Here is a 22,818-nt window from a genome sequence, read left to right on the forward strand (position 1 = left end):
ACCTCAGAGTCCCAGCGCGTCGAGATCGATCTCCGCGACGAGTTTCGCGGCCCGATCGTACGGCGACTCCCGGTCACCCCTCGCTTCGGGTCGAGCCCGCCCCGCGGACGCGTAGACGGCCTCGGCGAACGCCTCGCGGGCGATCCGGTTCTCGAAGAGGCCGTGCAGGTAGGTCCCGAGCACGTCGCCGGCGGCGGCTCCCTCGCCGTCGAAGGGCCGATCGAGGTCCGCGAGGTGTTCGCTGTCGCCCATATGGATCTCGTAGCCGGAGACGGTCCCGGAGGCTCCGGATAGAGGACCACAGCCATCGAGATCCCGCTTGACGGCCTCGACGGTCTTCTCGGGACTGAATCGGGTTTCGACCGGCAGTACGCCCGCACCGTCGACCGTCTCGGCGTCGCCGGTCCCCTCAACGTTCGCGTTCGCCAACCGCTCGCCGAGCAGCTGGTAGCCGCCACAGAGGCCGACGATCGGCCCCTCGAACGCTCGAAGTTCCGCGTAGAGCCCGGCCTCGCGCGCGGCGATGGCGTCGTCGACGGTGTTTTTTGTCCCTGTGAGCACTACGGCGTCGGCGTCGAGCGGAGCATCGAGCGGAACGAAGCGGACGCGGACGCCCCGCGTGCGCGCCAGCGGCTCGACGTCGGTGACGTTCGAGGCGCGGGGGAACCGCGGGACGGCGATCGTCACCGTCCGATCGGGGGCGACGCCGTCGTCGTCACCGATCGTTTCGGCCGAGCCGACGGCGGGCAGCGAGACGCTGTCCTCTTCGGGGAGCCCGGGGTCGTCGTAGGGGAGTACGCCGAGGACGGGCACGCCCGTCCGTTGCTCGATGCGATCGAGCCCCGGTTCGAGGAGCGACCGATCACCGCGGAACTTGGTGATCGCGACGCCGACGACCCGGTCGCGGACGTCCTCGGGCAGTAGTTCGAGCGTCCCGAGGATGGACGCGAAGACGCCGCCGCGCTCGATATCCGCGACTAGCAGTACGTCGGCGTCGGCGAACCGCGCGGTCTCGACGTTGGCCAGATCGCGGTCGTGGAGGTTGATCTCGGCGATCGAGCCGGCCCCCTCGGCGACGATCACGTCGTGCGTCGCCGCCAGCCGCTCGTGCGCTTTCTCGGCGGTTTCCCTCGCTCGCTCCCAGTGTCTCTCGTAGTACTCCCCGGCGGCGAAGTGCTCGATCGCCTCGCCGTCGAGGACCAGTTGGGACTCGCCGTCGCCGCGGGGTTTCAACAGGACCGGATTGTGATCCGTCGTTGCCGGCACGCGGGCCGCGTTCGCCTGGACGTACTGTGAGACGCCGATCTCGCCGAATCCGTCGCCGTTCGCCCGGGCGACCGCACGCGCGTTGTTGGACATGTTTTGGGCTTTGAACGGCGCGACGTCGACTCCCCTCTCGGCCAGATACCGACACAGACCGGCCGCGACCGTCGACTTGCCGACGTGGCTCGCGGTGCCGGCGACGAGGATCGTTCTGGCCTCCATCGCTTTAGGCTTGGACTCGGCCGACAATACCTGTTGTGCCTCCGTGCTCTCCTGCGGGGAACGTTTATCAAACCGCTGTCCGAACGGCCGATCAATGGACGACGGCGGACCGGTCGATATCGGAGCGTGGCTCGCCGAGCAGGAGTCGTTCGAGCCGCCGGAGTCGTTCGTCGAGGGGGCGAACGTCTCTGACCCGGATATTTATGATGAGTTTGCGGAGCGGTGGCCCGAGTGTTGGGAGCGCGCCGCCGAGCTGCTGACCTGGGATCGACCCTGGGATCGAGTGTTGGACGAGTCGGACGCGCCGACGTATCGGTGGTTCACCGGCGGCCGGCTCAACGCCGCCTACAACTGCGTCGACAGACACGTTGAGGCGGGGCGGAAGAACCGCGCGGCGCTTCGATGGATCGGCAAACGCGGCGAGACGGAGACGCACACCTACGGGGATCTGAAACGGGAGACGGAGGCGTTCGCGGCCGCACTCTTGGAGCTAGGTGTCGAGGAGGACGATGTCGTCACGCTGTATCTGCCGATGATCCCCGAACTGCCGATCGCGATGTTGGCGTGCGCGCGGATCGGCGCGCCGCACTCGGTCGTCTTCGCCGGCTTCTCCGCGAGCGCGCTCGAAACGCGCATGGAGCGCTCCGGTGCGGAGTATCTCGTGACCTGCGACGGCTACTACCGTCGCGGGGACGCGCTCAATCACAAGGGGAAAGCTGACCGGGCGGTCCGGCGGATCGATCGGGATATCGAAACCGTCGTCGTCGACCGACTCGGCGGTGGATTGCCCCACTCGCTCAGCGAGAACCAACACGACTACGACGACCTCGTCGAACGGAACCGATCGAACGTCGTCGAGCCGGTCGTTCGCGACGCCGAGGACGACCTCTTCGTGATGTACACGTCGGGGACGACGGGTGAGCCGAAAGCCGTTCGGCACACGACAGGCGGCTATCTCTCTCACGCCGCGTGGACGTCGCACGCGGTGTTGGACGTGAAGCCGGCGGACACGTACTGGTGTTCGGCCGATATCGGGTGGATCACGGGGCACTCCTACATCGTCTACGGCCCGCTCGCGCTCGGCACCACGACGATCATCTACGAGGAGACGCCCGACTACCCCGAGAAGACCCGTATCTGGGAATTGATCCAGCGGTACGACGTGAACGTCTTTTACACGGCGCCGACGGCGATCCGTGCGTTCATGAAGTGGGGGTCGGAACATCCGCAGGGGTACGATCTGTCGTCGCTGCGGTTGCTGGGGACGGTCGGGGAGCCGATCAACCCGAAGGCGTGGAAGTGGTACTACAAACACGTCGGTGGCGAGGAATGTCCGATCGTCGACACCTGGTGGCAAGCGGAGACGGGGGGGATGATGATCACGACGCTGCCGGCGATCGGGGAGATGAAGCCGGGGTCGGCGGGGCCGCCGCTGCCCGGGATCAGCGCCAACGTCGTCGACGAGGCCGGCGAGGAGGTCGCTCCCGGCGAGGCCGGCTTCTTGACGGTAGACAAACCGTGGCCCGGCATGCTTCGGGGGCTCGCCAGCGGCGACGGCGAGCGGTTCGTTTCGGAGTACTGGGAGGCGTACTCGGATCCTGACGCCGACGAGTGGGTGTACTTCCCCGAAGACGGCGCGAAGATCGACGAGGACGGCTACATCACGCTGCTCGGGCGCGTCGATGACGTGATCTCCGTCGGCGACGCCCGGATCGGAACGATGGAGCTCGAGTCGGCGGTCGTCGGCGTCGAGGGGGTCGCCGAGGCCGCCGTCACGGGCGCGGGTGGAACCCTCATCGTCTACGCGAGCACCGAACAGGGATACACCGGGGACGCGATCCTCGGCGAGGCGGTCGAGGCAGCGATCGAACGGAGTATCGGCGAGGTCGCGATCCCAGACCACATCGTGTTCACGCCGGAGTTGCCGAAGACCCGATCCGGGAAGATCATGCGACGACTGCTCGAAGGAATCGCAACCGGCGAGGAGTTAGGTGATATCAGCGCGCTTCGCAATCCCGAGATCGTCGGCGAACTTCGCGCCCGTCTCTCCGGTGACACCCGGTCGTATCTGGAGTCCGAAGACTGATTTCGCTTCTATCCAAACTACCGAAACAATTCGGCGCACGGCACCCGAAACCGCGTAAAACAGCTTGGAACTCCGGATTCGAGCGCATCGACCGGTGTGTGACCAACGGCCAAAGAACTAAGACTTCGGAATTTCTGTGTAATACGAAATGGCCGATCACCTCCGCCGACAAGAGTACGCGCGTCTCCGCGCGGCGGCCGAAACGACGCGGGAGCGGCTCGTCATTCGGCTCATCGGCGAAGCCGGCGTCAGGCCAGCCGAACAGACCCGCGTTCGGCCCGGAGACGTCGATCGGCGTCGGTTCGGCGGCGTCACGCATCACTTTCTGTCCGTTCGGGACGACGACGATACGCCGTCCCGTCGAACGTATCTCTCGGGAGAGCTGGCCCAGACGATAGACGAATACGCCGCGACCGCGGGAACGGATCCGGACGGCCGCCTGCTCGACATCACGCCGCGTCGAGTCCAGATGCTCGTCTCGGAAGTCGCCGATAGAGCGGCCGAGACGACCGGTGAATCGTGGTTCGCCGACCTTTCGAGCCGCGATCTCCGTCGGTATTTCGCCCGACGATTGCTCGTCGAGGAGGGGATCGACCCGCGGATCGTGGGAACGATCGGCGGGTGGGACCGCCTCGGGGCGCTCGAACCGTATCTCGAACCGGCCGACGACGCAGCCGTCGCGGCCGCGTTCGGCGACTCGGATCGGTCCGCAGTCGACGGGTCCGGGCTGTCGCTCGACGAGAGCGATCGAGTCGTCGGGCTCGAACTCGACGCCGACGGTCGAATCGTCGGTGCCGAGGGCGACGTTCGATCGACGCTCGAGTACGAACCGAACGCCGTCGTCGGAACGCCGTTCGGACGGCTGTTCACGGACGGTTCCCGCGAGCGTGCGAAACCAAAGGGGCTGCTCTCGTCGGCCAGTAGAGACGATCTCACGGTCGAAACGTGTTGGTTCCGGCGAGCCGACGGCGAGCGAGCCCGCCTCTCGGCGCTCGTCTGCGCCCGACGCGGCGACGATCACCTCACGGGGTTCACCGCGGTTCTCTGGGATGCCGACGCCGATGACGGTAACTGGACGGCGAGTACGTTCCGTCGAGCCGTCTCCGCCGCCGGACAGCCCGTCTGTTTTGCCACCGCCGACGGGGAACTCGAGTACGTCAACCTTGCCTTCGAGGAGCTGACCGGATACACCCAAAGCGAGGTCGTTGGCCGCCCGGCTGCCGACATTCTCAGCTCCGGGGAGGATCTCGAGGCCTACGACGAATCGCTCCGGGGGACGGTGTCGGACGGGGAGCCGTGGGTCGGACAGGTGACGATCCGCCGAAAGAGCGGTGAGCGAGTGCATCTCCGCCAGACGGTCGCGCCGATCGGCGGCGGTGAGTTCGTCGTCATCGTCGCGACGGACGTGACCGAGCGGGTTCGACGCGAACGCGCACTCGCTCGTCGCTGCGAGACGCTCGAGGGGCTCGAAGGGCTGGTCGCGGACATCAACGCTGCCGGCCGGGAACTGATCGACGCATCGACCAGATCCGAGATCGAAGCCGCGGTCTGCGCCTCGCTCGCCGACAGCGACGCGTATCTCGCCGCGTGGATTGGCGGCACAGCACCGGGTGATCCACAGCTGCGACCGCGGGAGGGGGCCGGGGCGGCCATCGTCGGTGACTCACCGTTCACTACCGACGCCGGAGTGCTGTCATCGGCGCTCGAAACCGATCATCCCCGGGTCGCGGGCGGAGAGTTTTCGGCGGACGTCGCCGGTCCCTTCGATCCCGAGGACGTCTCCGACGCTCGCGCGGTCGGGGTCGTCCCGCTCGCGTACGGGGAGACAACGTACGGACTCCTCGTCGTGTTCACCGACCGCGGGACCGCGTTCGGCGACCGCGAACGGACGCTCCTGTCCGATCTCGGAGCGCACGTCGGGCACGCGATCACCGCGATAGAGCGCCGGAATCTGCTGTTGGCGGACACCGTCGTCGAGTTGGAGTTCAACTGCACCGATCGAGGTGCCTTTCTCGTCTCCGCGACGGCCGCACACGAGTGCACCTGCTCGATCGAGGCGGTCGTCCCCGTCTCGGAGGATTCGCTTTTGTTTTACGCGACGCTTTCGAACGCGTCCCCGGACGCGTTTCTCGATACGGCGACCGCGGCGCCGGGCGTCACCGACGGCCGCTACATCCGCGAGTACGACGACCGATCGCTGCTCGAGTTCACCGTCGAGGGGAGTTCTCCGGCGCTGACGCTGACCGAGCTGAGCGCGACGATTCGGGAGGGGGTCGCCGCCGCCGGCACACAGACCCTCCGGGCCGAGATCTCCCAGGAGATGAGCGTCAGATCGGTTGTCGAGGGGCTGCAGGCTTCGTTCCCGGACACCGCGCTTCGGGCGAAACAGGCGGTCGACCGCCCAGTCGAGACCGTCGCGGACTTTCAGGACTCGCTCGCGGAGACGCTCACGGACAAACAGCGCGCGGCGCTCCGGGCGGCGTACTTCGCCGGCTACTTCGATTGGCCGCGTGGATCGACCGCCGAGGAGGTCGCCGACTCGATGGGCGTCTCCTCGCCGACGCTCCACAACCACCTCCGGAAGGCCGAGCGAAAGCTCCTTTCGTCGTTCTTCGAGCACACGCGCGATCACATCGGCGGCGGTCCTCCGCACATCTGAGCGGTGTTCGTGATCCTCTGCCCCGATCGGCGTCGTCGGGGCGAGCGGTGTATAAATACTTTGAGGCTGCTGTGAGTGCCGAACATATTCGACGCAAAAATCGCCAATCGGACGTTCAGTATTTCAATGATCTTTCATTTTAGTCCCCGAAATAGGGTTTCTCACGCCGTATCTACGTCGAATGGCTGTCGGAGCGTCGCTCTCGATCGCGGCGAAGTTTGTATGTTTAGATCCCTCGCTTATTAGTACGCCATCTATTCGGTAGGACGTAATGTCTGAACCGGAGGATACGAAACTGGAGGCACGGCTCGCCGAACAGGAGTCGTTCGAGCCGCCGGAGTCGTTCGTCGAGGAGGCGAACGTTTCGGACCCGGATATTTACGATGAGTTCGAGGAGAACTGGCCGGAGTGTTGGGAGCGCGCGGCCGAGCTGTTGACTTGGGAGGAGGAGTACGACGAGGTGCTCGTCGACGACGACGAGCCGTTCTACGAGTGGTTCACGAACGGAAAGCTCAACGCCTCGGCGAACTGTCTCGACCGCCACCTCGACGATCGCGGCGACGAACTCGCGATCCAGTGGGAGGGCGAACTCGGCGAGACGCGCGAGTACACGTACGAGGAACTCCACCGCGAAGTGAACGAGTTCGCGGCCGCACTCTCGGAGTTGGGCGTCGAGGAGGACGATATCGTCACGATGTACATGCCGATGATCCCGGAACTGCCGATCGCGATGTTGGCGTGCGCGCGGATCGGCGCGCCGCACTCGGTCGTCTTCGCCGGCTTCTCCGCGGACGCGCTCGCGACGCGAATGAAATCGGCCGATTCGGAGTATCTCGTGACCTGCGACGGCTACTACCGCCGCGGCGACGGCCTCGACCACATGACGAAGGCCAACGAGGGGCTCGCCGACGTCACCCACGACACCACGACGGTCGTCGTCGACCGGCTCGGCGACGAACTCGAACACGAGTTGACGGAGAACCAACACGACTACGACGACCTCGTCGCCGACCAAGCGGGCGCGTCGCTCGAGCCGGTCGTCCGGGACGCCGAGGACATGCTGTTCCTCATGTACACGTCGGGAACGACGGGACAGCCGAAGGGCGTCAAACACACGACCGGCGGCTACCTCTCCTACGTCTCGTGGACGTCGCACGCGGTGTTGGACGTGAAGCCGGCGGACACGTACTGGTGTTCGGCCGATATCGGGTGGATCACGGGGCACTCCTACATCGTCTACGGCCCCCTCGCGCTCGGCACCACGACCGTGATGTACGAGGGAACGCCCGACTACCCCGACAAGGACCGCATGTGGGAGATCGTCGAGAACTACGGGGTCGACCAGCTGTACACGGCGCCGACGGCGATCCGTGCGTTCATGAAGTGGGGGAGTCGGTACCCCGAACAGCACGATCTGTCGTCGCTGCGGTTGCTGGGGACGGTCGGGGAGCCGATCAACCCGAAGGCGTGGAAGTGGTACTACAAACACATCGGTGGCGAGGAGTGTCCGATCGTCGACACTTGGTGGCAGACCGAGACGGGGGGGATGATGATCACGACGCTGCCGGCGATCGGGGAGATGAAGCCGGGGTCGGCGGGGCCGCCGCTGCCCGGGATCAGCGCCAACGTCGTCGACGAGGCCGGCGAGGAGGTCGCCCCCGGCGAGGCGGGGTACGTGACCGTCGATCGACCGTGGCCCGGCATGCTCCGGACGCTGTATCGGAACGACGAGCGGTTCGTTTCGGAGTACTGGGAGGCGTACTCGGATTCCGACGCCGACGAGTGGGTGTACTTCCCCGAAGACGGCGCGAAGATCGACGAGGACGGCTACATCACCATTCTCGGGCGCGTCGACGACGTGATCAACGTCTCCGGCCACCGGCTGGGGACGATGGAGATCGAGTCGGCGGTCGTCGGCGTCGAGGGGGTCGCCGAGGCCGCGGCCGTCGGCGGCGACCACGAGATGAAAGGCGAGGCGGTGTACGTCTACGTCATCCTCGAGGACGGCTACGAGGAAGGCGCGGAGATGGAGGCCGCCATCGTCGAGGGCGTTGAGGAATCGATCGGTCCGATCGCCCGGCCCGAGGAGGTCATATTCACCCCTGAGCTCCCGAAGACTCGGTCCGGGAAGATCATGCGGCGGCTGTTGGAGGACATCGCGAACGGCGACGAGCTCGGCAACACGAGCACGCTTCGCAACCCCGATGTCGTCAAAGATATCGCAAAAAAACTATAACGATAAATTAATATAATAATGGTTAGTCAAAACGACAACATGGCGGAGAATGACACACAATCGCGACGCGACGTGCTGAAGACAGCCGGCGCCGCCGGAGCGGCCGGTATCGCGGGCCTCGCTGGCTGTCTGGAAGGCGAGGGGAACGGCAACGGAAACGGCGGCAACGGGAACGGCAACGGGAACGGCGGCGGAAACGGCGGTGGCAACGGTGGTGGCGACGACTACCCGTCGCTCGGGAACTACCCAATCGAGGGCGACACCGCCGTGCTCGGTTTCAACGTTCCCCAGACCGGCCCCTACCAGGAGGAGGGTGCCGACGAACTCCGCGCGTACGAACTCGCCGCGAACCACCTCAACAACGGCGGCGGCTGGGTCGACCTGTGGGACGACCTCTCCGGCGACGGGGTCAACGGCTACGAGATCGACTACGTGACCGGTGACACGGCGACCGACGCCGACACCGCCCGCGAGTCCGGCGAACGGATGATCCAGCGGGACAACGTCATCATGTTCAGCGGCGGCTCCTCGAGTGCGACCGCGATCGCCCAGCAGGAACTCGCTCAACAGGAGAACGTCATGTTCATGTGCTGTCTGACGCACTCGAACGACACAACCGGCGGGGACTGCGTCCGCTACAGTTTCCGGGAGATGTTCAACGCGTACATGACCGGACAGGCGCTCGCCCCGATCGTGACCGAAGAGTACGGCGAGGACCTCGAGTTCTACCAGCTGTACGCCGACTACACCTGGGGGCAGACCCAGCAGGCGTCGATGCGTCAGTTCTTCGAGGATGCGGGCTGGAGCGAGGTCGACTCCGTCCCCACGCCGCTGGGAACGAGCGACTACTCGACGTTCCTCTCGGAGGCCGTCGACTCCGGTGCGGACGTGCTCTTCTTGAACCACTACGGACTGGACGGCTCGAACTCGGTCTCCCAAGCCATCGATCAGGGTGTCAACGAGGAGATGGAGATCGTCGTCCCGCTGTACAACGTTCCGATGGCAGCCGGTGCCAGCGGCTCCATCGAGGGCATCTTCGGGACGGACGACTGGGACGCGAATCTCGATAACGAGCCCACACAGGCGTTCGTGGAGGCGTTCCGTGATGAGTACGGGTCCACCCCGAGCTCCCCCGCGCGCATCGCGTACTCGGCGACGATGCTGTACGCCGCGGCCGTCGAGCGCGCCGGGACGTTCTACCCGCCCGAAGTCATCCGCGAACTCGAGGACTACGAGTGGGACAACGGCGGTATCGGCGAGGAGATCATGCGGGAGTGCGACCACCAGTCGATGCGCGACATCCTGGTCGTCCGCGGTCTCCCCGAATCCGAACAGGAACCGGACAACGGCCGGTACTGGGAGGTCGTCGAGCAGTCCGCCTACCCCGAAGACGTCGGGTACGAGTGCGACAGCGGCCCCGCTGCGGAGTGTGAACTCCCCGGATACGGCGACGAGTAATCGGTCCGTCGGAGAGCCAACACAATCAGACTCCCCCTTATCCATTCATTACATGCAAACCAGCACACAATCGTCGGAGGTGGTTCCGTGAGCGTCGTCGGAAACGTCATCGGATTCCTCATCCAGACGCTCGCAGTGTCGTCGATCTACATCCTGGTCGCCATCGGCCTGTCGATCACGCTCGGTACGCTGAAGTTCGTGAACTTCGCCCACGCCGCGCTGTATCTGGCCGGCGTCTACATCGGGCTCATGATCGCGTTTGAGCTCCCCTTCTCCGGGGACATCGCGCGCAGCCTCGGGTTACAGAGCTTCGGGGTCGAGTTGGGCTTTCTGGCCGCGCTCATCCTCGTCCCGATCGTCGCGTTCGCCCTCGGGCTGTTGATGGAGCGGTTCGTCGCCCGGTCGTTCTACGACCGGCCGGACACCGACCAGATTCTGGTGACGTTCGGAATTCTCCTGATCGTCCAGGAGCTCGCCAGGGCGTTCGTCGGCGGCCGGTCGATCACCTTCTCCCGACCGGGCTGGGCGACCGGGGCAGCCGACCTCGGTCCGCTCGGCACGTACTCCAGTTGGCGGTTGGCGATCATCGGGATCACGGCGATCCTTGTGGGTTCGGTGTTCCTCTACATCAAGTACACCGATGTCGGCCTCGCGGTGCGGGCCGGGACCGAGGACACGGAGATGCTCAACCTGCTCGGGGTTCGCTCGACGCGGCCGTTCCTCGTGATCTTCGGAGTCGGTTCGGGGCTCGCGGGCGCCGCGGGCGTCGTCGGCGGACCGGTCTTCAGCGTCGTGCCCGAGATCGGGGTCGAGGTGCTCGTCCCCGCGTTCCTCGTCGTCGTCGTCGGCGGCGTGGGGAGTATCGCCGGCTCGGTCGTCGGCGGCCTCCTGATCGGGGCCGTCGAGGTCGGCCTCCAGATGAACGCCCCCACGTGGTCGTCCGTTGGAATCTACGCGCTTGCGGCGATCGTCCTTCTGGTCCGGCCGGCGGGACTACTCGGCTCGGTGGAGGTAGGTGAATGAGCGAACCGACCGAATCCGCGACCCCGGCCGACGCCACCGACCACGGTCTGTTGGAGCGGTGGGACCACGTCCGCGAGCGGGAGTCGTTTTCGCTCCTCGCCGCGATCGCGTTTGTGATCGTCTTCCCGCTCGTGTTCACGAACCTCCCGGCATACAGCGGCTACATGACCCTCGTCGAGCTGATCTACATCTGGGCGATCTTCGCGATCGGCTTCGACCTGCTCTTGGGGTACACCGGATTGCTGTCGTTCGGACACGCGATTTTCTGGGGCGGGAGCGCCTACGCCGCCGGCTTCGTGAGCGCCAACGTCACCGGATCGCCCCTGGTCATGGTGCTCGTCGGGATCGTCGTGGCGGTCCTGCTCGCGCTTTTCATTGGCTTCGTGTCGCTCCGGCGCGGCGGCATCTACTTCGCCATACTGACACTCTCGTTCGGGCAGATGATGTACTACCTCGCGCTGGGTCCGCTCGGCTGGCTCACCGGCGGCGAGGACGGGTTCACTGGCGTGAGCGTCGATCCCCTGCTCGGCGTCTTGGGATTCGACCGCGCGTTCGCCGGCGTGTTGGGGACGCTCCTTCACGACATCGCGTACGCCTTCTATGCGGTCTTTTTCCTGTTCGCCATCGCGATCGCGCTCCGGATCGTCCGGTCGCCGTACGGCGCGATCTTCGAGGCGATAAGCGAGAACGAACAACGCGTCAACTTCCTCGGGCTCAACGTCTGGCGGTACAAGCTCGCGGCGTTCACGCTGTCGGGCGCGTTCGCCGGACTGGCCGGCGGCCTTCATACGGTCCACGCCCAGTACGTCGCGATCGGGTCGCTGTACTGGATCACCAGCGGCGACATCGTGATCATGACCGTGCTCGGCGGCGTCGGGTCCGTGTTCGGCCCGGTTGCCGGGGTGATCGCGTTCCTCTACGTCGAGAATATCGTCTCCGGCGAGATCGCCTACTGGCTCTTGGTGCTCGGGCTGTTGTTCGTGGTCGTCGTCTGGCTGTTCCCGCAGGGCATCTGGGGGTTCGTCACCGACATCAGAGCCGCGATCCGCCCGAGCTCCGACCTGGAGGATGAGAACTGATGCTTCTGGAAACACGCGACCTCACGAAGCGGTTCGGCGAACTTACGGCCGTCGACGAGGTCGACCTCCGGATCGAGGAGGGCGACTCGTTGAGCATCATTGGCCCGAACGGGGCTGGCAAGTCGACGACGATAAACCTGATCACCGGGCTGTTGGCTCCGACGGAAGGGAAGGTCCTCTACCGCGGCGAGGAAATCACCGGACAAAAGCCCCACCAGATCGTCCAGCGGGGCCTCAGCAAGTCGTTCCAGACGGCCTCGATCTTCCCGGAGATGACGGTCGAGCGGAACGCGATCGTCGCCTCGCTGGGTGCCGAACACGGCTCGTTCAGCTTGAACTTCCTCAAGCGACTCGTCGACTACGACGACGTCATCGAGCGCGCCGAGCGGACGATGAAGGACATGGGGCTCTACGAGCAACGCCACGTCGAGGCGCAGTCGCTGCCGTACGGCGACAAACGGCGGCTGGAGATGGCGCTCGCGTTGGCGAGCAATCCCGACCTGCTCTTTCTCGACGAGCCGACCGCTGGAATGTCACCCGACGAAACCGACGCGACGGTCGACCTCATCGAGCGGATCAAGGAGGAGCGCGGGGTCACGATCGTCCTCATCGAACACGACATGGAGATCATTTTCCGCGTCTCCGATCGGATCGCCGTGCTCAACCGCGGCGCAAAGATCGCCGACGGCACGCCCGACGAGATCCGCGGCGATCCCGACGTTCAGGAGGCGTATCTCGGAGGTGTCGAACTGTGAGCCTGCTCGAACTCGACGGTGTGAACTCCTACTACGGCGAGAGTCACATCCTCCGTGACGTGACGATGGACGTCGAGGAGGGACAGATCATCGCCTTACTCGGCCGCAACGGGGCCGGGAAGACGACCACGCTCAGGAGCATCACGGGCGCTCGTCCGCCGGACGTTCGAAGCGGGACGATCCGCTTCGACGGCACCGATATCACCGGGAACCCCCCGGAGAACGTCTCCGCGTTGGGCCTCTCGTTGGTCCCGGAGGAGCGACGGATGTTCTCGAACCTCACGGTTCGCGAGAACCTCCACGTGCCGGACATCTCCCGAAACCTCCTGAACCGGCTCGGTCGGCCTATGGAGACCGGCAAGACCGGCCTTTCTGACGAGGAGGTCTACGAGCAGTTCCCCCGTCTCGACGAGCGACGCGACCAGAAGGCCGGCACGCTCTCCGGCGGCGAACAGCAGATGCTCGCCATCGCTCGGACACTCAAGCAGGACACAGAACTCCTCATGCTCGACGAGCCGTCGGAGGGGTTGGCCCCCCAGATCGTCCAGGACGTCCTCGACATTATCCAGCGGATCGCCGATCAGGGGAAGACCATTCTGTTGGTCGAGCAAAACGCCGCCGCAGCAATGAAACTGGCTGACTACTGCTACGTTCTCGACCAAGGTTCCATCGTCTTCGAGGGGCCGTCCGAGGAACTGCAAGCGAACGACGAAGTCAGAAAGGAGTACCTCGGCGTATGAGCGGCGACCCCGACGTCGTTTCGGGCGAGTACACACCCGGAGAACGACTCGACGTCCTCGAAGACGAGGAGGTCGTCACCGTCGACGAGGACGACCTGGTCACGCTCACATTAGCGTTCGAATCTACCCGCGGAATCTATCACGACTCCTACGCCGACGTTCCGGACGACGAATACCATCAGGCGGTTTCGGACGTCTTTGGGATCGATCCCGAGGACGCCGCCGATCGGCTCGACAAACTCGGGGTAACGCGCGAGCAGTTCATCGCGCTGCTCGCGTTGAACTCCCACCTCGACGGCGAGTACCCGCTCGTCGAGCGCGCGCACATGGCGATGATGATCGTCGATCTCGCGCCACCGTCGCCCGTTCCGGACGGCGTCACCGAGATCAACGACGACTCGTACGGGGCGTTCCTCGACGATCACGACCGGGCCGCGGTCATCGTCTGGAAGCGCTTTTGCGATCCCTGTCGGAACCTGAAAGAACAGCTCGACGAAATCGTCGCAGCTCTCCCCGACGACGTCGCGCTCGCGGGCGTCGACGGCGAGTCGACGCCGGAGTTCTGCCGGACGTTCGGCGTCGAGGCGGCACCGTCGATACTGCTCTTCGAGGGCGGGGAACTGCTGGAGTCGCTCCGCGGCTACCAGCGCCCGGAGACGATCGGATCGACGTCCTCGGACGTCTACGGTGACGGGTAGCGGACCGGTCGCGGTCAGTTTTTTCGTCGGCTCAGGCGTTCGGCCACTCGTCGGCGTCGAGCGGCTCGCCGCTCAAGAATGCCTCGATCCCGGTGTCGGCGTCCGCCGTCGTACACAGCGCGGCGAACTGTTCGTTCGAGTACTCGAGCGCGTCGGTGTATCCCAGCCCTTCCATCTCGTAGTACGCCTGCTTGCCGCGTCGGATCGCGGTCGGGCTCTTCGAGGCGATCGTCTCGGCGTACTCCATCGCCGCCTCGACGTGGCTGCCGGCCGGCGCGACGCGGTTCAGTAGGCCCCACTCGTGGGCGGTGTCGGCGTCGATCAACTCGCCGGTCAAGAGCAGCTCCAGACACCGCTTTCTGACCACGGCGTCCATGAGCGGCACCGCCGGCCCCATACAGAAGAGCCCCACCTTCGGTGCGGTCGCGCCGAACATCGTCCCCTCGGCGGCGACGGCGAGGTCGCAGGCCGCGACGAGCCCCAACCCGTTGGCGGCGGCGTGGCCGTGGGCGGCGGCGATCACGGGCGTTCCCATCTCGGTGATGGTCACGAACGGCTCCTCCATGCCGGCGACCCACTCCTCGTAGGCCGCTTCGTCGTCGAAGCGGGCGTGTTCGGTGAGGTCGATGCCGGCCGAGAAGGCCTTGCCGGCCCCGTCGACGACGACCGCTCGCACGTCAGCGTCGGCTTCGAGACGGCGGAGCGCCGAATCGAGCTCGGCGGCGAGCTCCGTACTGAATGTGTTCATCGCTTCGGGTCGGTCGAGCGTGATCCGGCCGACGTATCCCTCGGTGTCGACGATCACGGCGTCGGACTCGTCTCTGTCACCATCTGTCATGATACTCGGGACGGGACGTTCGAACAAAAAGATTCGCGGTGGCGGTCCCGTCTGTCGGTTCGAATCCAGTCGGCCTCGAAACCATCCGGAATAATGGTGAATGTTCAAGTACCGCGGCCGTGCATACCGTACGTGTAATATGAAGCGCGAAATGCTCACGACCGATTTCCTCGATCGGGCGGTCGATCTCTACGACGACGTGACCGGAATCGTCGCCCACGACGGCACCGAATACACGTACGGCGAGGTCAACGACCGCGTCAACCGGCTGGCGAACGTCCTCACGACGCGCGGGATCGAACAGGGCGACAAGGTCGCGCTGCTCGCCCCGAACACGCACTACTTCATCGAGACGCTCTATGCGACGAACAAACTCGGCGCGGTGTTCGTCCCGATGAACTACCGGCTCACGCCCGGCGAACTCGAATACATCCTCAACGACTGCGACGCCGATCTGGTTATCTCCGACTACGACTACGCCGAGAATATCGAGCCGATCCGCGATTCGGTCCCCGCCGAGCACTTCGTCGGCTACGACACCGACAAGATCGACGGCGAGTGGGACGACTACGAGGACCTGTTGGCCGACTCCTCGCCAGACGAGCCAGACCGTCCCGACATCTCCGAGGACGACGACGGCAGCATCAACTACACCTCGGGGACCACGGGCGACCCGAAGGGCGTCGTTCGAACCCACCGGACGGAATCCTGGCACGCGCTGGTGCTCAACCAGCACATGGAGATCCGCGACGACGACAACTACCTCTGGACGCTGCCGATGTTTCACTGCAACGGCTGGGGCCACACCTACGCCATCACGGGGACCGGCGGCACGCACATCTGTCAGCGGACGTTCGACGCCGAGGACACCTTCGAGCGCATCCGCGAGTACGACGTCAGTTTCCTCTGCGGAGCGCCGACGGTGCTCAACAACCTCATCCAGTACTACGAGAACAACGAGGTGGCGACGACGGGCGACCGCGACGTTCGCATCACGACCGCCGGCAGCGCGCCGGCGACCGCGACGATCGAGACGGTCGAGGACGACTTCGGCTGGCGGATCCTCCACCTCTACGGGCTGACCGAGACCGCCCCGATCATCACGACCAGCAACTCGCCGCGACGGCTGGCCGAACGCGGTCGCGGACTCAAAGTCAACCAGGGCAGCGAGGTGCTTTGTACGGACGTCCGCGTCGTCGACGAGGACGGCAACGACGTGCCAGCCGACGGTACGACGATCGGCGAGATCGTCGTACAAGGTAACCAGGTGATGGACCGATATCTCAACAAGCCCGACATTACGCACGAGGCGTTCAACGAGCGGATCGAGGGGTACTTCCATACGGGCGATCTCGCGACCATCGACGAGGACGGCATGATCTCGATCCAGGACCGCAAGAAGGACATCATCATCTCCGGCGGGGAGAACATCTCCTCGATCGAGGTCGAGGACGCCCTCTACGACCATCCCGGGATCCTGAAGGCAGCCGTCGTACCCGTTCCGAGCGAGAAGTGGGGCGAGACGCCCAAGGCGCTCGTCGTCGAACAGCCCGACCCCGACCTCACCGAGGAGGAGGTCATCGCCTTCGTGAAGGACAACCTGGCGAGCTACAAGGCTCCGACCAGCGTCGAGTTCGTCGACGACTTCCCGGAGACGGCCACGGGCAAGGTTCAAAAGTACGAGATCCGCTCGAAGTACTGGGACGACGAAGAGCGGATGGTCGGCCAGGAATAATCGCGGCCGCGTTCGGTCTCAGTACTCGGTGCCCTTCCGGGCGCGCTGGCCGGCGTCGATCGGATGCTTCTCTTTGCGGACGTTGGTGACGAGATCGGCCGAATCGACGAGGTAGTCGGGTCTCGCGTGGCTCCCCGAGAGGACGAGTTCGAGGTCGTCCGGCTTCGTCTCGACCAACTCGACGACCGCCGCGGGATCGACGAGTTCCCTGTCCGCGGCGTAGAGTATCTCGTCGAGTACGAGCATGTGGACGCCGTCTTCGGGATCGCCGCTGAGGTCGAACGGTGTCGAGAGATCTGCGTTAGCGGCGGCCGCGACCAACTCTTTGGCCCGTTCGAAGCCCGCTTCGGCCTGGCTCTCGTGATCGCGCTCGTCGCTGCCGTCGTTCATCGCGTGCCAGCCGTAGTGCCCGAGGTTCTCGTAGGTCAGGCCGGGCATCGCCGCGATGGCGTTGTACTCGCCGCGGACGTCCTCGACGCTGTCCGCGCCGCCCTTCATGAACTGGAGGACGTGGACGCGGTAGCCGTGGCCCGCCGCGCGAAAGGCCATCCCGAGCGTTGCCGTCGTCTTGCCCTTCCCGTCGCCCCACCACACCTGCGTGAGGCCGAACTCCTCGGGGGCCGCCGGTTCGATCGTTCGGGCCGCCGGTGTTCGCCCTCGCCCTGGCGTGTCTCGATCGGTCATACCCGCCGTTCGTCGGGGTCGGATATCATACCTGCGGACCGCTCGCGGTGGCCGACGGCTCCGATGCGCTCACTCGACTTCGGTGAACACCGACGTGCCGCCCGACGTCCTGACCGCGTAGATCGTCAGCGGCTCCACCCCACGAAGCTCTCTTCCCGGCAGGTGCTGGGGCTTTCCCGGGACCGAGATCCGGCCGAACGACGTGCTGATCTCGAACACCGTCCCGATCGCCTCGAGGGGGACGGGCCCCTCCACGATGTACGCACTGAACTCGACGGTGTGACAGCTTCGAACCGATTCGGGCACGCCGAGGGCGGTTTCGTCTCGGCGAGTGCGGTGGCGTCCGACGCCGGTTCGACAGAGACGTCGAAGCCGCGTCGTCCGAGATAGTCGGCGTACGCGCCGCAGCGCTCACACGACGGTTCGTGGTGTCGCGTGACGCCCTCGACCGGGATCGATCCGTTCCAACGCCAGCCACCGCTGCGCCCTCGCCGGTACAGCCCGCGAACCCGCCGCCGATCGCGGCGATGCCGGTCGCGATCGCGTGTCGGTGTGTCAATCCCATGTGCGAATCTCGGTTTCGACGCGAAAAAGCGACGCCCCGAATCCGACCGGGTGGGACGCAGCGGCGGTCGTGACGGTGGCGGCTTACTCTGCGAGCGTCGCGCCGAAATCGTCGATGGGGACGACCGAGTAGTCGACCGAAAGGATGTCGCTCGTCGCGCGGATTTTCCCGACGAACGTCGAGATGTCCTCGAGAGTTCCCTCGAGGATGAAAAGCTCCATGCAGTAGTGGTCGCCGACGTGGTTGTGGACGTTCGAGACGACCAGCCCCTCGTGGTCGTGGCGGATGCGCATCATCCGCTCTTCCGCGCTCGACGTCTCGTGATCGAAGACGACGGTGACGACGCTCATCAGGTCGCGCCCCTCGAGCTTCTTGTCCTCGAACTCACCGAGCAGGTTTCTGGACGCTTCCCGGACGACCTCGCTGCGGCCCGTGTAGCCGTGCTCCTCGGCGAACTCGTCGAGCCGTTCCAGTAGCGAGTCGGGCATCGAAACGCTGACGACAGTCATATATTAATTCAGCAGCCTGATTATATTAAGGATTACGTGCGCTTGCCCGTTCTGTCGCGAAACGTTGTGAACCGCTCGAGCTACTCGGCCGGTTCGAACCGGTACGTGACTATCTCGCTCGCGTCGTCCCACTCGAAATCGCCCGGATGGACGCGCTCCATGCGCGCTTTGTACGCGTCGAGGGAGGGTGACCCCTCTCGTCGTGCGTCCTCGTCGGTCAGCGCACCGAGCGTTCGTTCGTCGACGGCACTCACCTCGAACTCGGTGCCGTTCAGATCGAACGTGTCGCCCACCTCGGCGTAGCGGTTCGCAGCCCCCCGGCTCAGTTGCGTGATCTCCCCATCGAGGACCGCCGTTTTCACGCGATCGTTCGGCAACAGCGCGTCCGGATCTATGTCGGCCATGTCGACGCTTGGAGCGTGATGCCCTTAATAGCCCCCGAAAACGAGGCGGCACCCCGTCAACTCACAGTCGCTCGCTTCGCGAGGCGACCACGTCGAGCCCCGGACTGTAGTAGTAGACCGGCTCCGAATCCGGCCGGTCGAAGCCGTCCGCCGACAGCAGCGTATCCGTCTCGATCTCGGCGCTCGCCGGATAGAGCGTCCACGGCTCGTGTTCGACGTCGGTGTACCGCATCGTTCCGTCCTGGGCCTCCGTGTAGAACCGGTAGCGCTCGACGAGGAACGCGCCGAACGGGTCGTCCGGTGCCGAGAACGGCTCGCCGGTGGGCCAGTAGGTTCCCTCGTAGCGGGCCGGCCGCGATCCGGGGTGGCGACGCCGGCTGTCGAACCGGACGCGGCCGTCCGTCCACTCCAGCGAGATTCGCGCGTAGTAGTACGGGAGGTGATGGAAGAGTCGGGCCCCGAGGACGCTCGCGACGCCCTGCGCGTCGAGGCTGAAGAAGTAGACGCTCGGGACGCCCTCGCGGGTCACGTACGTCCTGACGTTGAGTTCCGGAAGCCGGATCCCCAGCGCCTCGGGGACGCCCTTCGGTCGAACGGCGACGTTGGTGAACGGGACGACGGAGAGCCACGCCGACCCGTCGTACACGTCGGGCGCGAGTGCGTCGGGGAGGTGGGTGTCCAGTATCGCGGGGTCGATCGGCCAGTTCTCGAACAGCAGGTGTCGCCACCCCATCTCCAGCGGGAGGACCATGGGCTCACTCCGTGGGCCGCGACAAAATCTCTTTGGCCAACCGTCGTCCGACGACGCGGCGGCGATCAGTTGAGCAGCCCGCCGACCGCGCCGCCGATCGCGCTGTCGATCGCGAGCAGTAGGGCGATCACCGCACCGATCGCGAACACGCCGGCTCCGCCGAGGAGACCGAACGGACCACCGATCGCGACCCCGGCGACGGTGACGACGATCGCGAGAAGGATCGCGACGACCAGCCCACCGAGCGCCCCGGCGAGCAGCCCGTGCCAGGCACCGCTGCCGATCCCGCCGCCCGCGACGTACCCGGCGGCGAACCCGCCGATGAGCCCCGCGCCAATGTGGCCGATGACCGGGATCGCGAAGGCGAAGACGCTCACGACGACTCCGACCAGAAACCCGACGAACACTGCTTTCCAATCGGTCATGCCCAACTTAGATCGAGCGGACGGATATGGTTGCCGGCCGATTCGATCGACGGGAGCGCCGTCACTCGATGAGCATCTCGTCGCGAGCGGCCAGTCGAGAGCGGGGGAAGGCGTATCGCGGTCGGTCCTCGATGTCGGCGTCGGGGTCACCGCTGAACGGGTAGACGACTTCGACGACCGGGTCGTCGGCCGGATACCCCTCGTTCTTCGGGTACGCAGCGACCGTACAGTCAGCCGCTTCGACGTAGCGCTCGCTGGCCGCCTCGTCGGTCATCCGATAGACGACGACGGTGTCGCCTGTCTCACGATCCGTGGCGAGGTCGCCGCGTTCGAGTCGGCAGTCGTCGCAGATGGGGATCGAGGCCGATTCCGGGACAAACGACGGCCGGCGACAGACCGCACAGTCGGCGCGGCGTCGTCCCGGCGGCGGGACGCGTCGCTCGGTGACCTCGATCGCGACGCGTCGGAGGTGCTTGCAGCGTTCACCGCGGATCTCGTGGTCCGGGCAGCTGCACGTGCCCGCGAACAGGTCGACGACGTACGTCGCTCCCGAGGCGCTGTCGACGGCGTATCGCCCGCGTTCCAGCGGTCGAACGGCCATCGGCTCGGTCCACGCTCTGGCCGCCCGTGCGCCGAGCCGTCCCGTATCGGGCGATAGCGGCCGACGCGACGGTGTGTCCGATGACGCGGGTGTGTATGCTGGATGCGTCATTGTATATAAATGCACGCGCTCGACGGTATTGAGCCGTTCGGCGGACCGCGGGCGTAGAGCCGTCGGCGAACCGCGAACGCGCGCTGTGAGCGCCGCCCCGAATATAAATGGTTAATTACTAGATACGCCATGACGTGACATGGATACGCTGCCGTCCCTCGAAGACGGCTCCACCCCGATCGTCTCGTACGCGGTCGACGACGACGAGACGATCGCAGAGGCCATCGTCGGGGCCTTCGGCGCCGTCGGCGTCGACACGTACGATCGCGACGACCCGCTGTACGAGTGGATCCCGATCGACCGTTTCGAACGGCTTGGATGGGGGCCAGGGCGACCGCTCCGCGTCTCGACGATCATCTGGGAGTACCCGACAGTGATCACGAACGAGGCAATCGAAATATACGACGAGTGACGCTATTCGTCGGGATGTTGGCTGTCGGCCCCCAGCGAGAGCACGTCGACGCCGTCCGGAAGCCGATCTATCGCCGATTCGGGCCACCCCCAATGGGCGACGGTGAACTCGGTGTCGGGGTTCGCTTCCGCTAGCCGAGCGACGCCCGCGGCGGCAGCTTCGTAGCCGCCCCGATCGAGTCGCTCGGGCCGTTCGATCGTCAGCGGATAGCTGTCCGAAAGCGCCGGCGGCACGGGACCGAACGGCGGATTGAGCCGCCACGTCTCGTCGAAGCGGCTGTTGTCGTCGCCCGCCGAGAGCAACACCCGATCGCCGTCGACCGAGAGCCGCCCGAGTCGGTCGTGATGGCGGCGGACCTCCGGTCGGCGTGCCGAGTCCGTGGAGAGGTAGAAAAACGAGCCCTTCGAGACGGGATCGACCCGCTCCAGCGCCGCCGAATCGTCGAGGAGCGCTCGGTAGCCGTCGACCATCGCCGGGTGGTTCCGCGCCCGCCGTTCGAGCAACTCGAAGAGATTCCCCTCGCGGACCGCCTGCTTCACTGTTCGGAGCTCCCGATAGCTGACGTGAAGGTTGTGTCGGGCCAACAGCTTTTCGCGTCGAGCCGCGGGTAGCGATCGGAGGGTTTCGGGCGTTCGCTCGGCGCACACCGGACACGAGCATGGAAAATAGTCGAGGTCGTCGAGGTGGTCCGTGCCGGCGACGGTGAGGTAGCGTCCGTCGCGAGCGTACAGCGCGTAGGCGGCCGAATCGAACAGATCGCAGCCGGCGGCGACCGCGAGCGCGAACATCATCGGGTGGCCGGCCCCGAACAGGTGGACGGGTGCGTCCGCGCCGAGCCCGCGCTTTGCGGCCCGGACGACGTCGACCATCTCGGCGTACCGGTAGCCGTTCATGAGCGGGACGACGGCCCCGACCGGGAACACGTCCAGACTCGTCTCGTAAGCGTGCGATGCGGCCGATTCGCGCAGGTCCGGGTACGTCGAGCCCTGGATCGGCGCGTTGACGAGCATCTCGCCGACGTCGACCGATTCGGCGGCGTCGAGCCGCGCTTTCGTCGTTTCGAGCTCCGATTCGGCCCGCTCGTGGGACACGCCGGGCGGCGTCGGGATGTCGATCGGCGTGCCGATGTGCGAACCGATGTCGCGCTGGAACTCGAGGATCTCGGCGTTCGTCACCGTGATCTCGCCGTACTCCGAAAGCTGAAACGAGCCCGAATCGGTCATGATCGCCCCGGAGAAGTCGTACAACTTGGCGAGCCCCTCCGAAAGCGCCCGCTCGCGGAACTCCTTGCTCTTGTACAGGATGTAGCCGTTCGTGATCAGGATCTCCGCGCCGAACGCCGATTCGAGCGTCGCGGGCTCGACGGTCCGGAGGTGTGGATTGATGACCGGCAACAGCGCCGGCGTTTCGACGGTGACGCCCGCCCGCGGGACGGTCAACTCGCCGATCCGTCCGGCCCCGTCGGCGTCTCGGATCTCGAAGATCTCACGCATTGTCCGATCGACGGCACCGGGAGGGATAAGCCGATTGAAACCCCGGCGGCGGGTTCTCCCTCGCATTCGGC

The 22,818-nt window shown here is 65.6% G+C and carries 20 protein-coding genes and 1 pseudogene; 11 read left to right on the top strand and 10 right to left on the bottom strand.

Translation table 11 applies throughout. The annotated features are described in order from the left end of the window. Positions 1-3: 3 nt before the first annotated feature. Positions 4-1,485 (bottom strand): cobyric acid synthase, encoded by a 1,482-nt coding sequence (locus DM868_RS05390; protein ID WP_137275831.1) that lies wholly within the window; start codon positions 1,483-1,485, stop codon positions 4-6. Between the two features lie 94 nt (positions 1,486-1,579). On the opposite strand from DM868_RS05390, the gene acs (DM868_RS05395) reads away from it, so the two are divergent. The 9 genes and pseudogenes from acs (DM868_RS05395) to DM868_RS05435 all read left to right on the top strand — a co-directional run bounded on the left by acs (DM868_RS05395) (position 1,580) and on the right by DM868_RS05435 (position 14,219). Beyond that, positions 1,580-3,571, top strand: coding sequence for an acetate--CoA ligase (acs, locus tag DM868_RS05395; RefSeq protein ID WP_137275832.1), 1,992 nt, complete (start codon positions 1,580-1,582; stop codon positions 3,569-3,571). A 148-nt stretch (positions 3,572-3,719) separates the two neighbouring features. Further along, positions 3,720-6,230: a bacterio-opsin activator domain-containing protein gene (locus DM868_RS05400; RefSeq protein ID WP_137275833.1), complete on the top strand. Its 2,511-nt coding sequence runs from the start codon at positions 3,720-3,722 to the stop codon at positions 6,228-6,230. A 271-nt stretch (positions 6,231-6,501) separates the two neighbouring features. Continuing rightward, complete coding sequence (gene acs, locus DM868_RS05405) at positions 6,502-8,466, top strand: acetate--CoA ligase (RefSeq protein ID WP_137275834.1); 1,965 nt, start codon at positions 6,502-6,504, stop codon at positions 8,464-8,466. 39 nt (positions 8,467-8,505) lie between these two features. Then, positions 8,506-9,924 (top strand): substrate-binding protein, encoded by a 1,419-nt coding sequence (locus DM868_RS05410; RefSeq protein ID WP_137275835.1) that lies wholly within the window; start codon positions 8,506-8,508, stop codon positions 9,922-9,924. Positions 9,925-10,011: 87 nt separating this feature from the next. Further along, positions 10,012-10,947, top strand: coding sequence for a branched-chain amino acid ABC transporter permease (locus DM868_RS05415; RefSeq protein WP_137275836.1), 936 nt, complete (start codon positions 10,012-10,014; stop codon positions 10,945-10,947). Beyond that, on the top strand, positions 10,944-12,026 hold the full coding sequence (locus DM868_RS05420) for a branched-chain amino acid ABC transporter permease (protein ID WP_137275837.1): 1,083 nt from the start codon (positions 10,944-10,946) through the stop codon (positions 12,024-12,026). Before DM868_RS05415 ends, DM868_RS05420 begins: the two co-directional genes overlap by 4 nt. After that, a complete protein-coding gene (locus DM868_RS05425; RefSeq protein WP_137275838.1) occupies positions 12,023-12,781 on the top strand; it encodes an ABC transporter ATP-binding protein in 759 nt (252 codons plus the stop codon). The genes DM868_RS05420 and DM868_RS05425 overlap by 4 nt, the downstream gene beginning before the upstream one ends. A 65-nt stretch (positions 12,782-12,846) precedes the next feature. Next, a pseudogene (locus tag DM868_RS15890) lies at positions 12,847-13,306 on the top strand (ABC transporter ATP-binding protein); the annotation flags it as partial. A gap of 211 nt (positions 13,307-13,517) precedes the next feature. After that, positions 13,518-14,219 (top strand): thioredoxin family protein, encoded by a 702-nt coding sequence (locus DM868_RS05435; RefSeq protein WP_137275840.1) that lies wholly within the window; start codon positions 13,518-13,520, stop codon positions 14,217-14,219. A 31-nt stretch (positions 14,220-14,250) separates the two neighbouring features. On the opposite strand, the gene DM868_RS05440 is transcribed toward DM868_RS05435, so the two are convergent. After that, a complete protein-coding gene (locus tag DM868_RS05440; RefSeq protein ID WP_137275841.1) occupies positions 14,251-15,057 on the bottom strand; it encodes an enoyl-CoA hydratase/isomerase family protein in 807 nt (268 codons plus the stop codon). 139 nt (positions 15,058-15,196) lie between these two features. On the opposite strand from DM868_RS05440, the gene DM868_RS05445 reads away from it, so the two are divergent. Continuing rightward, positions 15,197-16,792, top strand: a complete 1,596-nt coding sequence (locus tag DM868_RS05445) for a class I adenylate-forming enzyme family protein (RefSeq protein ID WP_137275842.1) — start codon at positions 15,197-15,199, stop codon at positions 16,790-16,792. 18 nt (positions 16,793-16,810) lie between these two features. On the opposite strand, the gene DM868_RS05450 is transcribed toward DM868_RS05445, so the two are convergent. From DM868_RS05450 to DM868_RS05480, 7 genes are all read right to left on the bottom strand, one after another. Further along, the gene (locus DM868_RS05450; RefSeq protein ID WP_137275843.1) at positions 16,811-17,476 is read right to left on the bottom strand and encodes a cob(I)yrinic acid a,c-diamide adenosyltransferase; all 666 of its coding nucleotides are present in this window, start codon (positions 17,474-17,476) and stop codon (positions 16,811-16,813) included. 69 nt (positions 17,477-17,545) lie between these two features. Next, positions 17,546-17,782 (bottom strand): DUF411 domain-containing protein, encoded by a 237-nt coding sequence (locus DM868_RS05455; RefSeq protein WP_170964436.1) that lies wholly within the window; start codon positions 17,780-17,782, stop codon positions 17,546-17,548. A 342-nt stretch (positions 17,783-18,124) separates the two neighbouring features. After that, the gene (nikR, locus tag DM868_RS05460) at positions 18,125-18,550 is read right to left on the bottom strand and encodes a nickel-responsive transcriptional regulator NikR (RefSeq protein WP_137275845.1); all 426 of its coding nucleotides are present in this window, start codon (positions 18,548-18,550) and stop codon (positions 18,125-18,127) included. An 80-nt stretch (positions 18,551-18,630) separates the two neighbouring features. Beyond that, a complete protein-coding gene (locus tag DM868_RS05465) occupies positions 18,631-18,954 on the bottom strand; it encodes an ASCH domain-containing protein (protein WP_137275846.1) in 324 nt (107 codons plus the stop codon). 61 nt (positions 18,955-19,015) lie between these two features. Next, entirely contained in the window at positions 19,016-19,705 is a 690-nt protein-coding gene (locus DM868_RS05470) for a YqjF family protein (RefSeq protein ID WP_137275847.1), read from the bottom strand. Between the two features lie 65 nt (positions 19,706-19,770). After that, positions 19,771-20,130, bottom strand: coding sequence for a DUF5518 domain-containing protein (locus DM868_RS05475; protein ID WP_137275848.1), 360 nt, complete (start codon positions 20,128-20,130; stop codon positions 19,771-19,773). Between the two features lie 61 nt (positions 20,131-20,191). Beyond that, the gene (locus DM868_RS05480) at positions 20,192-20,842 is read right to left on the bottom strand and encodes an SWIM zinc finger family protein (RefSeq protein WP_137275849.1); all 651 of its coding nucleotides are present in this window, start codon (positions 20,840-20,842) and stop codon (positions 20,192-20,194) included. 139 nt (positions 20,843-20,981) lie between these two features. On the opposite strand from DM868_RS05480, the gene DM868_RS05485 reads away from it, so the two are divergent. Further along, positions 20,982-21,254, top strand: a complete 273-nt coding sequence (locus tag DM868_RS05485) for a hypothetical protein (RefSeq protein ID WP_137275850.1) — start codon at positions 20,982-20,984, stop codon at positions 21,252-21,254. A 2-nt stretch (positions 21,255-21,256) separates the two neighbouring features. Here DM868_RS05485 and tgtA read toward each other — a convergent pair whose 3' ends face one another. Continuing rightward, positions 21,257-22,747 carry a tRNA guanosine(15) transglycosylase TgtA gene (tgtA, locus tag DM868_RS05490; RefSeq protein ID WP_137275851.1) on the bottom strand — a complete coding sequence of 497 codons (1,491 nt, stop codon included), beginning with the start codon at positions 22,745-22,747 and terminating at the stop codon, positions 21,257-21,259. Positions 22,748-22,818: the final 71 nt, after the last annotated feature.

The organism is Natronomonas salsuginis, assembly GCF_005239135.1.
Classification (GTDB): domain Archaea; phylum Halobacteriota; class Halobacteria; order Halobacteriales; family Haloarculaceae; genus Natronomonas; species Natronomonas salsuginis.

What these genes read in the sequence shown, in the direction of transcription:
- DM868_RS05440 (WP_137275841.1), bottom strand. Translation starts at nt 15,057, where the DNA reads ATGACAGATGGTGACAGAGACGAGTCCGACGCCGTGATCGTCGACACC.
- DM868_RS05435 (WP_137275840.1), top strand. Translation starts at nt 13,518, where the DNA reads ATGAGCGGCGACCCCGACGTCGTTTCGGGCGAGTACACACCCGGAGAA.
- DM868_RS05400 (WP_137275833.1), top strand. Translation starts at nt 3,720, where the DNA reads ATGGCCGATCACCTCCGCCGACAAGAGTACGCGCGTCTCCGCGCGGCG.
- acs (WP_137275832.1), top strand. Translation starts at nt 1,580, where the DNA reads ATGGACGACGGCGGACCGGTCGATATCGGAGCGTGGCTCGCCGAGCAG.
- DM868_RS05390 (WP_137275831.1), bottom strand. Translation starts at nt 1,485, where the DNA reads ATGGAGGCCAGAACGATCCTCGTCGCCGGCACCGCGAGCCACGTCGGC.
- tgtA (WP_137275851.1), bottom strand. Translation starts at nt 22,747, where the DNA reads ATGCGTGAGATCTTCGAGATCCGAGACGCCGACGGGGCCGGACGGATC.
- acs (WP_137275834.1), top strand. Translation starts at nt 6,502, where the DNA reads ATGTCTGAACCGGAGGATACGAAACTGGAGGCACGGCTCGCCGAACAG.
- DM868_RS05470 (WP_137275847.1), bottom strand. Translation starts at nt 19,705, where the DNA reads ATGGTCCTCCCGCTGGAGATGGGGTGGCGACACCTGCTGTTCGAGAAC.
- DM868_RS05420 (WP_137275837.1), top strand. Translation starts at nt 10,944, where the DNA reads ATGAGCGAACCGACCGAATCCGCGACCCCGGCCGACGCCACCGACCAC.
- DM868_RS05475 (WP_137275848.1), bottom strand. Translation starts at nt 20,130, where the DNA reads ATGACCGATTGGAAAGCAGTGTTCGTCGGGTTTCTGGTCGGAGTCGTC.
- nikR (WP_137275845.1), bottom strand. Translation starts at nt 18,550, where the DNA reads ATGACTGTCGTCAGCGTTTCGATGCCCGACTCGCTACTGGAACGGCTC.
- DM868_RS05480 (WP_137275849.1), bottom strand. Translation starts at nt 20,842, where the DNA reads ATGACGCATCCAGCATACACACCCGCGTCATCGGACACACCGTCGCGT.
- DM868_RS05450 (WP_137275843.1), bottom strand. Translation starts at nt 17,476, where the DNA reads ATGACCGATCGAGACACGCCAGGGCGAGGGCGAACACCGGCGGCCCGA.
- DM868_RS05465 (WP_137275846.1), bottom strand. Translation starts at nt 18,954, where the DNA reads ATGGCCGACATAGATCCGGACGCGCTGTTGCCGAACGATCGCGTGAAA.
- DM868_RS05485 (WP_137275850.1), top strand. Translation starts at nt 20,982, where the DNA reads ATGGATACGCTGCCGTCCCTCGAAGACGGCTCCACCCCGATCGTCTCG.
- DM868_RS05410 (WP_137275835.1), top strand. Translation starts at nt 8,506, where the DNA reads ATGGCGGAGAATGACACACAATCGCGACGCGACGTGCTGAAGACAGCC.
- DM868_RS05445 (WP_137275842.1), top strand. Translation starts at nt 15,197, where the DNA reads ATGAAGCGCGAAATGCTCACGACCGATTTCCTCGATCGGGCGGTCGAT.